Consider the following 13,304-nt stretch of genomic DNA (forward strand, 5'->3'; position numbering starts at 1 on the left):
TCAGCTTCAGGAAGCCGTCCCAAGTCCGACAGAATCGGGGTTTGATATCAATCGGGATGACAGGATTTGAACCTGCGACCCCCTCGTCCCGAACGAGGTGCGCTACCAAACTGCGCTACATCCCGTGAACTCAGTTTCACATTGACCTATCCTAGCATATCATTTCTCCCCCGTCCAGAACAAGCCGCCCCGAAAAATCGGGTTGTTGAGATTTGGTGTCGGAGTGTGGCACGATCGCACCAGTAATGTTAGTTGAGGTCGGAGGCGGTCAGCATGGTGTCTAAGCCGGACTGGTTGCGGGTGAAAGCCCCCCAATGGGAGCGCGTGGGAAACGTCAAAGGGATTCTGCGGGATCTCGGGTTGAATACCGTTTGCGAGGAGGCGTCGTGTCCCAACATCGGAGAGTGTTTCAACGCGGGGACGGCGACGTTTCTGATCATGGGGCCGGCCTGCACCCGCGCCTGTCCCTACTGCGATATCGATTTTGAGAAGAAGCCGAAGGCCCTCGACCCCAGCGAACCGGAACGGCTGGCCGAGGCGGTGCGGCGGATGAATTTGAATCACGTGGTGATCACTTCGGTCAACCGGGACGACCTGCCCGACGGGGGGGCCTCCCAATTCGTCCGCTGCATCGAGGCGGTGCGATCGCGATCGCCCCAAACCACCGTCGAAGTGCTCATCCCGGACCTGTGCGGCAACTGGGGCGCGTTGGAAATCATTCTCGACGCCAAACCGGAGGTGCTCAACCACAACACCGAAACCGTGCGCCGGCTTTACCGCCGCACCCGTCCCCAGGGAGACTACGATCGCACCCTGGAACTGTTGCGGCGATCGCGGCAAATGGCCCCCCAAATGTACACCAAATCCGGGCTGATGGTGGGACTCGGGGAAACCGATGCGGAAGTGCGGGAGGCAATGGTCGATCTGCGGGGCGTCGATTGCGATATCCTTACCTTGGGACAGTACCTGCAACCCACCGCCAAACATCTGGGGGTGGTCGATTTCATCCCCCCCGAACAGTTCGATGCCTGGAAAGCCTACGGCGAGTCTTTGGGATTCTTGCAGGTCGTCGCCTCTCCCCTGACCCGCAGTTCCTACCACGCGGAACAGGTGCGAGATCTGATGGAACGTTATCCCCGGACGCCGAACTAATGGAATTCAAAAGTCAAAAGTTGATGACAAGAGCTTTTCAACTTTTGGCAATGTCTCCACCCATATGGGCGGTGCTATATTGGGGAGAACTGGGGCGAAAAAAGTTGCGATCGCGATCGCCGATTTCCTGTGAATGCGATCGGCGATCGCGATGGCCCCGGCGATAATTGTCTAAAAAACCCTGCTACAAATGACCCGGACGGCCAACACCGAATTGCCGTTCTGGCAATTGATCGAGTACAATCGAACTGTTGCCGAAATGAAACGTCAAAAACGGCGGGAAGTTGACTGTATATTTTTGTTAAAGAATTTGAGGATCGTTGAGAAGTGATCGGGAACCCCCTCGGCGGGTGATGAAGATTAGCCAGTGACCTGACAAGGGTCACTTTTTTTATGTTGCCATCTCTATATACTAGCTAACGAGCCTGAAACAGTAACCCAAATTGTCGATCGGATCACTATTTTAGGAGTCGCCAATTTGAAAACTGAAGGTTCAGATTGCTGATCGGCAACACCGAGATCTGAAAGACTCAAGAGCGGTCTCGAGCTCCCAGACAACTTGAGAGTCGCCATCGTCAGCCTCGATCCGTCGGGACATCTACATCATAGACCTCCTGGGAGAGCCATTTTTGTTTCACCGAGAGCAACTGAGATAACCATCATGTCAGCCACCAATTTTCACGCCGAAACCGAATCCACCGACAACCTGCAAGATTATTCTGGGGATCGGGATATGGAATCATCCGGAAACGAACGGGTCCACATAGACTTGAGCGACGCCGAATCATCCGAGATGTCTGCCAACCGACGCACGACAGATCTGGTTCGCCTCTACCTGCAAGAAATCGGCCGGGTGCGCCTGCTGGGACGGGACGAGGAAGTTTCCGAGGCTCAGAACGTGCAGCGCTACCTGCGGCTGATCGAACTGCGCGATGCCGCGGCTCAAACGGAGGGGGGCGAGTTGCAAACCTACGTCCACCTGATCAAAACCCGCGATCGCCTGGCCGCACAATTGGGACACCGGCCCTCCCTGGAGCGCTGGGCCGCCACCGCCGGGGTCGAGGTCGCCCAACTCAAGCCGCTGATGGCCCTAGGAAAGCGCCGCTGGGCCGAGTTGGCGGAGTTGACGGTGGAAGAACTCGAACAGGTTCAAGCCCGGGGGCTGCGGGCGAAGGATCACATGATCAAAGCCAATTTGCGCCTGGTGGTTTCCGTTGCCAAAAAATATCAGAACCGGGGTTTGGAATTGTTAGACCTGATCCAAGAGGGGACCCTGGGGTTGGAGCGGGCCGTCGAGAAGTTCGACCCCACCCGCGGCTATCGCTTCAGCACCTATTCTTACTGGTGGATTCGCCAGGGCATCACCCGGGCGATCGCCACCCAGAGTCGCACCATCCGCCTCCCCGTCCACATTACCGAAAAACTCAATAAAATCAAAAAAGCCCAGCGCCAGATTTCCCAGGAAAAAAGTCGCACCGCCACCATCGACGACATCGCCGCCGAGTTGAAAATGACCCCGGCGCAAATTCGGGAAGTGCTGCTGCGGGTCCCCCGCTCGGTTTCCCTGGAGACGAAGGTCGGCACTGACAAAGATACGGAACTCGGGGACCTGTTGGAAACGGAAGATGTCACCCCGGAAGAATTGTTGATGCGCGAATCCCTGCACCGCGACCTGCAACAACTCCTCGCCGACCTCACCAGCCGGGAGCGGGACGTGATTTCCATGCGCTACGGCCTCGGCGACGGCCACCCCTACTCCCTGGCCGAAATCGGCCGCGCCCTGGAACTGTCCCGGGAACGGGTCCGCCAAATTGAAGCGAAGGCCCTGCAAAAGCTGCGCCAACCCAAGCGCCGCAACCGGGTGCGGGATTATCTGGAATCCCTGAGTTGAGTCGGGTGTAGGGTGTAGGAACCGGGGAGTGGAGAGTCACTCCTCGCTCCTCCCTTCCCCCCGTTCGGAGAATCTCCAATTCGGGCGCAAGCCTTGCGCCCCTACAATCTATCGCAAGTATCGCGATCGCGTGTTCACGGTTTCGTTTGGGGGAGAGCGCCCGAAACCTTGATTTCGAGGTGATTTCAGTTCCCTATCCCCCATTGCCCATTCCCTACACGCAGCGCCATCAAATTTCTGTCCCCAATTCGCTACCGCTATTGATTCTCAATAAGCGGATTTTTTTGACAATTTCTGGAGATCCCATGTATTATTGTCAGTAGCAAAGCTTTATTGAAAACTGAATGATGCCGCTATATACCGCAAGTTCTTTTAAATCGGAACTCAACAACAAAGGGTGGCGCCTGACACCCCAGCGAGAAACCATTCTCCACGTGTTCCAAAATCTGCCCAAGGGTACCCACCTGAGCGCCGAAGATCTCTACGATTTGTTGAAAAGTCGGGGGGAGAATATCAGTTTATCGACGATTTATCGCACCTTGAAGCTGATGGCGCGGATGGGGATTTTGCGGGAGTTGGAACTGGCCGAGGGTCACAAGCACTACGAGATCAACCAACCCTACCCCCACCACCACCACCATCTCGTCTGCGTGCAGTGCAACAAGACCATCGAATTTAAGAACGATTCCATTTCCAAAATCGGGTTGAAACAGGCCGAAAAATCGGGGTTGCATATGCTCGACTGCCAACTCACCATCCACACCGTCTGTCACGAGGCGCTGCGGATGGGTTGGCCGTCTTTGGTGTCGAGCAACTGGTCCTGTTCCCAAACGATCGCGGAAACGGCCGGTTCTGAAGATGAGGATACAGATTGACTCGGCTTTCGATGTCGTTTCAATTCGGGCAGGGAAAAATCGATTTTTCCCCGCTTTTTTTTGCGTGCGATCGCCTACAAACCGCTGTAGAGTACCGCTTCGGCACTCGCCCCGTACAACTCCTTGGCTTTGGCCACCGCCGATTGGGTGAGGGCATCGTACAGGCCGTTGATCGGTCCGCTGTAGAGTCCCTGAATTTTCAGCCGTTCTTGTAATGCCGCGACATTGACAGGGGTGTCGGCGGCAGCGGAAGCAGCGATCGCCGCGGAGTGGGTTTCAACTCGGGTGTCAGAGGCATCAGAAGAAGCGATCGCCGCGGAGTGGGTTTCAACTCGGGTGTCAGAGGCATCAGAAGAAGCGGCGGCGACGGAGGGGGTGATGTAGCTGAAGATGCGGCGATTTAAGTTGAACAGGTACGCCTCCGTCGTCGGGCCCACGATCCCCGTGGTCGTGATGTTGTAGGCTTGCTGGAACCGCATCACCGCCATTTGAGTGCCGCCATCAAAGAAGCCATTGATCGGGCCGTCGTAGAAATTCAACTCCCGCAACCGTCGCTGAATCCGGCGGACTCCCATTCCCGTGTCGCCGACGGTCAGGGAGACGGAAGGCGTCACGACGGGGCGGACGGGGCTGACCGTCACGGCCGGAACCTGGGGAATCTGGCTGACGGTGGTGGTTCGAGCCAGCACCCGCACCAGATAGAACTGGGTTGTGGCATCGACTCGGCCCGTGGGTGGAATGCCGTAGGCCCGTTGGAAGCCGATCACCGCCCGCCGGGTGGACTCGTCGAAGATACCGTCAACCGTTCCCGTGTAGTATCCCAACTGTTGCAGTCGCCTTTGGAGGAGAAGCACCGCCGTCCCCCGATTGCCGACGACGAGGATGGGGGGGGAGTTGGGGGGGTTGCTCGGGAAACTGGGGACGGACGGCGTGCCGGGGACGACGACTCCCCAACTCACCAGGAGGGCTTGGGTGGCGGCTTCGACTCGGCCGGTGGGGGGCAGGCCGTAGGCGATCTGGAAGTTGCGGACGGCCCTGGCGGTCGCCTGGTCGAAAACGTTGGTGATCGGGCCGCGATAAAATCCGAGTTGTCGGAGCACCCGTTGGATGCCTCCCACCGCCGAACCGGTACTCCCCGGGCCGAGGCCGATTTCCGGGAGGGGGACCGGGCGTTGGTTAAGCAGGGCGAGGGTTTCTTCGGACACCAAACCGGTGGCGGAAATGAAGTTGTCCTGTTGGAAGCGGATCACGGCATTGCGGGTGATTTGTCCGAAATAGCCGGTGGAGTTGGCGGTGAAGTAGCCGAGATTGCGGAGGCGATTTTGCAGGTTCGTCACCCCCGGGCCGCTGTCTCCGACCCCGAGTCCGATCAGGTCGCGATCGCTCACCGGGGGCGTGGGGTCTGCGGGAGAGTCGGTGCCGAACAGGGCGGCCAGGGTATTGGGGCCAACGATGCCATCCTGGACCAACCCGTTATCCCGCTGAAATTGAATGACGGCATTCTGGGTGATGTCGCCGAAATAGCCGGTGGTGTTGCTGGTGAAGTATCCGAGTTCGCTCAACCGGTTTTGAATGCGGGTGACTTCCGAGCCGAAATCCCCGATCGCCACCAGGGCTTGGGCCGCCTGGGCGAGGCTCAAAACGGCGAGGGTGACGGCCAGGGAGAGAAAACCTCGATCAGCCCGGGTGGAGAGTTTTTTCCACCGAATCCCCATCGGGTTGGCGAGATGGAAATGGGGGGGATTTTCGTAGCTCAGGGCGAGGTGAAGGTAAGCATAAGAGTCCATCATAATGAATCGGGAAAATAATAGAAAGGGGGAACAATTGAACCTGAGATCCTTTAGATGTCGAATCCCGGGTGATTGTTTCCCCCATTCTATATCGGCCGTTCCAACAGACGTTATACCAAACCGGCGCGATCGCACAGCAGGGCGACGATGATGGAGAATGCGGTGATTCCCAGCGCCACCCAGGGGCTTTGTCCCTGGCTGACGGCGAAAGACGTGGCGACACCGGCTCCCAAACCGGCAGTGACGGCGGCTCCGATGGGGTCCCGTTCGGAATTGCGTTTATACATAATCTTTAGGTTTTGAATTGACTCGGGGTGGGCGATCGAAAATTGCAATGCTTCTCACCCTAGCACCCCCGCCGGAAATTGGAAGGCCGCGGCGGCTGATTGAAATGAAGATTCAACTTTAGCTAAGTTTCTTAACATTGCAGGGGGAATTCGCCGGTTTTTTTTAACGAAATTTAACATCGAAAAATGCGGCGGACTCGATATCCGACCCGAAGAGATGGGATTTTCGGGCGATGGCGCTGCGCGCGGGTGTGGGGTGTAGGGTGTAGGGTGTAGGGAATAGAACGTCAACACGCGATCGCGAAACTGGCGATCGGCCCGAACCCCCACATCCGATAAAATCCAAAAGACAGAGCGCCCGATTTGAGATGGGCAAAGGTGAAGATTAAATGACGATAATGATCGCACTGGACTCCAACTGCCTGAACTCGCTGGATCTCTCCCCCGTCCGGGAGGCGATCGAGCCGCTGCTCCGGGATGGCAAAATCGCCGAGGGCGAACAGCAACTCCGCTTCGAGATCGACTATCCCCTCGACCCCCAAGACCCCCGCGAGTTGTCCGAGGTTCCGGAAATTCGGCTCTGGTTCATCCGCCTCGACAGCCGCTATCCCTGGCTCCCCTTCCTGCTCGACTGGCGGGAGGGGGAGTTGGCCCGCTACGCGGCCATGCTCGTCCCCCACTCCTTTCACCGCCGGGAAGGCATCCAGTACAACCCGGAGGCCCTGGAAATTTTCCTGATGCACAAAATATTCGTCCTCACCCGCTGGCTGCGCGAACAGGGCCTTCCCAGCCGCTCCCGGCTGCAGTCGATGTCCCAAATGCTGGGGTACGATTTGGACGAGGCCTTTTTCGAGGCGATCGAAAATTGAGAGTTTGTCGAACTCGGCTGCCATCTTTTCCGTCGCAACTTGTACGGGACTCCGGATCCAGGCGTTACACTGGAATTAATCAATTGCGATTTCAATCCGTCGAGCGATCGCGCCTTGTCCGGTCGTCCGCTCTCGGCTCCCGCCGGCCCAGACGCGATCGCCAGGGGTTCGAGCAACTCCCGAAAAAAGTTGTAAACTCAATGGCACGAGTGCCGGAGAGTATGATGGGAATTGACACCGCCGGGTGGGCCGCGTCTTTTTTGTTGCTTCCCGGAAACGGCAAAGTCCTGCGGCCGTCGCGAACGTCCCGTTCCTCCCCCCGATTCCCCGCCGCCATTTGGTCGGGGAAGTGTCAAACCCGTCACCTCGGATTAACTGATGTTGAGCAGGCTCATCCGAACGGCCTGCCCTGACCAAACTACTCATACACCGTCTAAGGAAAAACATCATTATGGGATTATTTGACCGTATCGGCCGAGTTGTCAGAGCAAACTTGAACGACCTGGTCAGCAAGGCGGAAGACCCTGAAAAGATCCTCGAACAGGCCATCATCGAAATGCAAGAGGATCTGATCCAGTTGCGTCAGGCCGTCGCTCAAGCCATCGCCCAACAAAAGCGCAGCCAACAGCAGTACAATCAGGCCCAGTCCCAAGCCAACCAGTGGCAGTCCCGGGCGCAACTCGCACTCCAGAAGGGCGATGAGAATCTGGCTCGGGAGGCCCTGCAGCGCAAGAAGGGCTACGTCGAAACCGCCAACACGCTCAAGGTCAATATGGACCAGCAGAGTACCCAGGTGGAAACTCTCAAGCGCAACTTACTCAGCTTGGAAAGTAAAATTTCCGAAGCCAAGACCAAGAAAAATATGCTCAAGGCTCGGGCTCAGGCTGCCAAGGCGAACGAACAGCTCAACAACGTTCTCGGCGGCATCAATACCGGCGGCGCGACGGCGGCTTTCGACCGGATGGAGGAGAAAGTTCTGCAAATGGAGGCGCGTTCGACGGCCGCGGCCGAACTGACGGGTTCGGGTTTGGAAGAACAGTTCCGCGTTCTCGAAGCCGGCAGCGATGTCGATGACGAGTTGGCGGCGATGAAGGCGCAGCTCTCGGGCGCCCCGGCTAACCAACCGCAGCTTGAAGGTTCGTCGAGCGAGGGTTCGGCGTCTAAAGCTGACGTTGACCGGGAATTGGAGGATTTACGCAACGAACTCAACAAAATGTAGGTTTCGGTCTCCATCGTTTCCAATCACCTTTGGGCTTTTTGTCGGAGAACCCGATTGACTTCCCGGCTGTAGGGGAAGGCAACGGACGGTGAACTCCTGATGGGAAGCCCCCATTTTTGTTGCCGAAAACATCAGTGTGAGAACTCGTGGCGCCGTGTGCCCGGTGTCGGGTGTGGGGGATTCAAGACTTTGACTTTCGGGCGCAGATCGGGAATAATTTGTGTGACCGATGGCCGTACCATCGGCGGTGGTGTTGGGGGTGGCTGGATTCAACCGGACTCGATTGCTTTTAATTCTGTGAATTGATGATGCTTAAAGTTCGCTTTCTCACACTTAGTTCATTTGCGGCGGGGTTTGGTCTATGTTCCATCGTATTCAGTGTTTTTACGATGATTTCCGAGTTCAATTTTGCCTCCATATTTAGATTTTTATTGACGGCTTTGTTTTTCCTGATCAACCTCATTTTTGTCATGCACTACTACGTCTCTATTTTTAAAGAGCAAAGGTTTATTTACCGGATGCGATCGCAACTCAGAAACCCCAATTATATCAACTACAACTAATCCGAAAATTACAAGTTATAAAAAAATCATGTTAGACTTTCTCAATCCCCTCCTGGGCCGCCACCCCGAAAACATCAAAGCCGACGTGGAGATCTACACTTGGCAAACCTGCCCCTACTGCATCCGCGCCAAACTGCTGCTGTGGTGGAAAGGGGTGAATTACAAAGAATATAAAATCGACGGGGACAATGGAGCCCGCAACCTGATGGCCGATCGCGCCAACGGCCGGCGGACGGTGCCCCAAATCTTTATCAACGATCGCCATATCGGCGGATGTGACGAGCTCTATCAGTTGGATGGGGAGGGTAAACTCGACCCCCTGCTGACGCAACCCGCCGGCTAATTGTCACTATTTTTGATTCTAAAATATTGGAGAAATTACCATGTCTTTCGTGGGACTGCACATCCACAGCGACTACAGCCTCCTCGACGGTGCCTCCCAACTGCCACAGTTGGTGAGTCGGGCGGTGGAACTGGGAATGCCCGCGATCGCCCTCACGGATCACGGCGTCATGTATGGCGCGATCGAACTGATCAAACTCTGCCGGGGCAAGGGCATTAAACCCATCATCGGCAACGAAATGTATGTGATGAATGGCGATGTCACCACCCAATTAAAACGACAAAAAAAATATCACCAAGTCGTCCTCGCCAAGAATACCCAAGGTTACAAAAACCTGGTCAAATTGACGACAATTTCTCACTTAAAAGGATTCCAAGGAAAGGGAATTTTCGCCCGCCCCTGTATCAACAAAGAATTTTTGGAACAGTATCACGAAGGCTTGATCGTCACCAGCGCCTGTTTGGGGGGGGAAGTACCCCAGGCGATTTTGCAGGGAAAAATGGATGTCGCCCGCAAAACCGTCGAGTGGTACAAGGGGATTTTCGGGGAGGATTACTATCTGGAAATTCAGGATCACGGTTCCCCCGAAGATCGGATCGTGAATGTGGCGCTGGTGCAACTCGCGAGGGAATTTGAAGTTAAAATTATCGCCACCAACGATTCCCACTTTATCTCCTGCAACGACGTGGAAGCCCACGATGCTTTACTGTGCATCAATACCCAGAAATTAATTACCGAAGATAAGCGACTGCGCTACAGCGGGACGGAGTATTTGAAATCCGCCGAAGAGATGATGCAACTGTTCCGAGATCATCTCCCGGATGAGGTGATCAAAGAAGCGATCGCCAATACGTTGGAAGTCGCCGAAAAAGTCGAACCCTACACCGGCATTCTCGGAGAACCGCGCATCCCCGACTATCCCATCCCCCCTAACCACACGGCGGATACTTACTTGGAAGAAGTCACCTGGGAGGGGTTGAAAGATCGCCTCAACGCCGCCACGCGATCGGAGATTCACACCACCTACCGCGATCGCCTGGAATACGAATTAAAAATGATGCAAAAAATGGGGTTCTCGACCTATTTTTTGGTGGTGTGGGACTACATCAAACACGCCCGAGATAATGGCATCCCGGTGGGGCCGGGGCGGGGTTCTGCCGCCGGATCTTTGGTCGCCTATGCGTTGAGAATTACCAACATCGATCCGGTTCACCACGGTTTGCTGTTCGAGCGATTTTTGAACCCGGAACGGAAATCGATGCCGGATATTGATACGGACTTTTGTATCGATCGCCGCGACGAAATGATCCAATATGTAACGGACAAATACGGGGAGGATAAAGTCGCCCAAATTATCACCTTCAACCGCATGACATCCAAGGCGGTTTTAAAAGACGTGGCGCGGGTGCTGGGGATTTCCTACAGCAAATCCGATCAGATGGCGAAATTGATTCCGGTGGCGCGGGGAAAACCGGCAAAATTGAAGGTGATGATTTCCGATCAAAGTCCTTCGCCGGAATTTAAAGCCGCCTACGATAACGAGTCAGTTCCGATTAAAAATAATGCCGGGGATATGGTGGGGGAAATTTCCGTCCGCCAGTGGGTGGACATGGCGATTCGCATCGAAGGGACGAATAAAACCTTCGGCGTCCACGCGGCGGGAGTGGTGATTTCCAAAGAGTCTCTGGATGCGATCGTGCCCCTGCAGCGCAACAATGACGGGGCGGTGATCACCCAATATTATATGGAGGATATCGAAGCCCTGGGTTTGTTGAAAATGGACTTTTTGGGGTTGAAGAATCTGACGATTATCCAGCGAACTTTGGACTACATTCGGAAAAGTAAAAATTTGGCGATCGACCCCTACGATCTCCCGGCAGAAGAACGCAGGGCGATGCGAATTTTGGCGAAGGGGGAGATCAAGAAAATGCCCGAGGATATCCAAAAAACTTATAAAATTTTGGAACTGGGCAGTTTGGAAGGGATTTTTCAGTTGGAATCTTCCGGGATGCGGCAGATCGTGAAGGATTTGAAGCCGTCGAGTATCGAGGATATTTCTTCGATTTTGGCGTTGTACCGTCCGGGTCCCCTCGATGCGGGTTTGATTCCCCAATTTATCAACCGCAAACACGGGAAGGAACCGATCCGCTACGAACACAAACTGTTGGAACCGATTCTGAATGAAACTTACGGGATTCTGGTTTATCAAGAACAGATCATGAAAATGGCTCAGGATCTGGCGGGGTATTCTTTGGGTCAGGCGGACCTGCTGCGGCGGGCGATGGGTAAGAAAAAACTGTCGGAAATGCAGAAGCACCGGGAAACGTTTATCGACGGTGCGACGCGGAACGGAGTCGCCCAAAATATCGCCGAACACCTGTTCGATCAGATGGTCAAATTCGCCGAATATTGTTTGACCTACGACACGGAAATTCTGACGGTGGAATACGGGCCGATCGCGATCGGTAAAATCGTCGAGAATCAGATCGAGTGTACGGTTTATACCGTGGATAAAAATGGATACGTCTACACCCAACCGATCGCCCAGTGGCACGATCGCGGCATCCAGGAAGTTTACGAATATCGCCTGGAAGATGGGACGGTGATTCGGGCGACACCGGATCATAAATTTATGACCGAGGACGGGCAGTTATTGCCCATCGATGAAATTTTTGAACGGAATCTCGATTTGAAAAAACTTGAAAAAAGCGCAGAATGGCACTTTCTGAAGGTCAGTTAAAAACGTATTTTTTAAACTGCCAATCTATTTCTTGATCGAAAATCCAGCAGATTCTCAGGAGTTACCGCCGTGGTTAAAATTGTTTCTCGTCAAAAAGTCAGCGAAGAAAAAGTGTACGATATTGGTGTCGTAAAAGATCATAACTTTGTCCTCGCCAACGGGTTGGTCGCGTCCAACTGCTTCAACAAATCCCATTCAACCGCCTACGGCTACGTCACCTATCAGACCGCCTATTTGAAAGCCAACTATCCCGTCGAATACATGGCGGCACTGCTGACAGAAAATAGCGGCAATACCGACAAGGTGCGGGCTTACATCGAGTCCTGCAAACATTTGGGGATCGAAGTCGTGCCGCCGGATATCAACCGTTCCGGGGTGGATTTTACCCCCGTAGAGGACGGAATTGTATTCGGGTTGTCGGCGATCAAAAATGTCGGGGACGGCGCGATCGCACATTTGTTATCCGTCCGGGAAGAAGGCGGGCCGTTCCAAAGTTTGCCCGATCTGTGCGATCGCATCAGCCTGCAAACCGTCAACAGTCGGGCGCTAGAATCTTTGATAAAATCGGGCGCTTTCGACAGTTTGAATTCCAACCGCAAACAATCGATTCAATACTTGGAAAAACTGATACCCTGGGCGCAAAAGAGGGCGAAAGATCGGGCGGTCGGTCAGACGAGTTTGTTCGATATTTTGGGAGATTCTACGGTGACTGCTTCGACCCAGGAAGCCGCGCCGGAAGTGCCAAAAACCGACGATTTTCACCAAAAGGATAAGCTGCAATTTGAGAAAGAATTGCTCGGTTTTTATGTCTCCGATCACCCGCTAAAATCCCTGTCGGAATCGGGGGTTTTGGAGGATGCGGTCACGCTGTCGCAACTGCCCGAGAAAAGGCCGAAGACCGCCATCAAAACGGCGGTGATGTTGATCAATATCAAACCCCACCTGACCAAAAAAGGCGATCGCATGGCGTTTTTACTCCTCGAAGATCTGACGGGGCAGATGGAGGCGGTGGTATTTCCGAGTTCCTACGAAGACGTGAAAGACTGTCTCCAAGAAAATGCGATCGCGATCGTGGAAGGAAAGGTGGAAAAGCGGGACGACCAGACCCAAATAATCGTGGATGCCATGCACTCGGCGGACGAGTTGGTGCAGCGGGCGATCGCACGCCCAAAATCCGACCAAAACAGCTCCCCCAAAATCACCACTTCCCGGCTGATCCGCCTGCATTTGACCCCCGAAGAAATCGCCGAAGTGGAGACATTAAAACGGCTCAAAGACATCTTGCAAGAATGTCGCGGCAACCCCGAATCGGCCACCGTTTCCGTGGAAGCGATCGTCGGCGACACCCCGGAAAAACGCCGGGTTCGCTTCGGTTCCCAATACTGGGTCGAAGACAATACCGCGATCGTCGATCGCCTGAAAACCGCCCACTTCAAAGCGGACATCCTGCCGGCCAGTTCTTAGGGAATTGGAGGCTCCAGGAGGCCGGGGGCAAGGTTATAGCAACCGCCAGAACGGTTAGGACAAATCTGCCAATTTGAGACCCGCCTTGAAATCAATTTCAAGGCTCACAGC

General features: G+C 54.7%; 12 protein-coding genes and 1 tRNA gene. 9 read left to right on the plus strand and 4 right to left on the minus strand.

Annotated elements, in window-relative coordinates:
* Positions 1 to 51 precede the first annotated feature (51 nt).
* Positions 52 to 125, minus strand: a tRNA-Pro gene (locus AC0QHF_RS16670).
* A 148-nt stretch (positions 126 to 273) separates the two neighbouring features.
* On the opposite strand from AC0QHF_RS16670, the gene lipA reads away from it, so the two are divergent.
* The 3 genes from lipA (at position 274) to AC0QHF_RS16685 (ending at position 3,918) form a co-directional block, all read left to right on the plus strand.
* Positions 274 to 1,152, plus strand: coding sequence for a lipoyl synthase (gene lipA, locus AC0QHF_RS16675; protein WP_324705357.1), 879 nt, complete (start codon positions 274 to 276; stop codon positions 1,150 to 1,152).
* A 661-nt stretch (positions 1,153 to 1,813) separates the two neighbouring features.
* A complete protein-coding gene (gene sigC, locus AC0QHF_RS16680; RefSeq protein ID WP_324705358.1) occupies positions 1,814 to 3,043 on the plus strand; it encodes an RNA polymerase sigma factor SigC in 1,230 nt (409 codons plus the stop codon).
* A 347-nt stretch (positions 3,044 to 3,390) separates the two neighbouring features.
* On the plus strand, positions 3,391 to 3,918 hold the full coding sequence (locus tag AC0QHF_RS16685) for a ferric uptake regulation protein (RefSeq protein WP_324705368.1): 528 nt from the start codon (positions 3,391 to 3,393) through the stop codon (positions 3,916 to 3,918).
* Between the two features lie 74 nt (positions 3,919 to 3,992).
* Here AC0QHF_RS16685 and AC0QHF_RS16690 read toward each other — a convergent pair whose 3' ends face one another.
* Both AC0QHF_RS16690 and AC0QHF_RS16695 read right to left on the minus strand, forming a co-directional pair.
* Positions 3,993 to 5,708, minus strand: coding sequence for a peptidoglycan-binding domain-containing protein (locus AC0QHF_RS16690; RefSeq protein ID WP_324705359.1), 1,716 nt, complete (start codon positions 5,706 to 5,708; stop codon positions 3,993 to 3,995).
* Positions 5,709 to 5,818: 110 nt separating this feature from the next.
* Positions 5,819 to 5,995, minus strand: a complete 177-nt coding sequence (locus tag AC0QHF_RS16695) for a hypothetical protein (protein ID WP_324705360.1) — start codon at positions 5,993 to 5,995, stop codon at positions 5,819 to 5,821.
* Positions 5,996 to 6,384: 389 nt separating this feature from the next.
* On the opposite strand from AC0QHF_RS16695, the gene AC0QHF_RS16700 reads away from it, so the two are divergent.
* On the plus strand, positions 6,385 to 6,864 hold the full coding sequence (locus AC0QHF_RS16700; protein ID WP_324705361.1) for a CRR6 family NdhI maturation factor: 480 nt from the start codon (positions 6,385 to 6,387) through the stop codon (positions 6,862 to 6,864).
* Positions 6,865 to 6,955: 91 nt separating this feature from the next.
* On the opposite strand, the gene AC0QHF_RS16705 is transcribed toward AC0QHF_RS16700, so the two are convergent.
* On the minus strand, positions 6,956 to 7,201 hold the full coding sequence (locus AC0QHF_RS16705) for a hypothetical protein (protein WP_324705362.1): 246 nt from the start codon (positions 7,199 to 7,201) through the stop codon (positions 6,956 to 6,958).
* Positions 7,202 to 7,315: 114 nt separating this feature from the next.
* Here AC0QHF_RS16705 and AC0QHF_RS16710 point away from each other — a divergent pair, with 114 nt between their 5' ends.
* The 5 genes from AC0QHF_RS16710 (at position 7,316) to AC0QHF_RS16730 (ending at position 13,193) form a co-directional block, all read left to right on the plus strand.
* The gene (locus tag AC0QHF_RS16710; protein ID WP_324705363.1) at positions 7,316 to 8,083 is read left to right on the plus strand and encodes a PspA/IM30 family protein; all 768 of its coding nucleotides are present in this window, start codon (positions 7,316 to 7,318) and stop codon (positions 8,081 to 8,083) included.
* A gap of 389 nt (positions 8,084 to 8,472) precedes the next feature.
* Positions 8,473 to 8,646, plus strand: a complete 174-nt coding sequence (locus AC0QHF_RS16715; RefSeq protein ID WP_324705364.1) for a hypothetical protein — start codon at positions 8,473 to 8,475, stop codon at positions 8,644 to 8,646.
* 28 nt (positions 8,647 to 8,674) lie between these two features.
* Complete coding sequence (gene grxC / locus AC0QHF_RS16720) at positions 8,675 to 8,989, plus strand: glutaredoxin 3 (protein WP_324705365.1); 315 nt, start codon at positions 8,675 to 8,677, stop codon at positions 8,987 to 8,989.
* Positions 8,990 to 9,029: 40 nt separating this feature from the next.
* Complete coding sequence (locus AC0QHF_RS16725; protein WP_324705366.1) at positions 9,030 to 11,729, plus strand: DNA polymerase III subunit alpha; 2,700 nt, start codon at positions 9,030 to 9,032, stop codon at positions 11,727 to 11,729.
* A 69-nt stretch (positions 11,730 to 11,798) separates the two neighbouring features.
* On the plus strand, positions 11,799 to 13,193 hold the full coding sequence (locus tag AC0QHF_RS16730; RefSeq protein WP_324705367.1) for a helix-hairpin-helix domain-containing protein: 1,395 nt from the start codon (positions 11,799 to 11,801) through the stop codon (positions 13,191 to 13,193).
* The last annotated feature ends 111 nt before the right edge of the window (positions 13,194 to 13,304 follow it).

Source organism: Lyngbya sp. CCY1209, assembly GCF_055795065.1.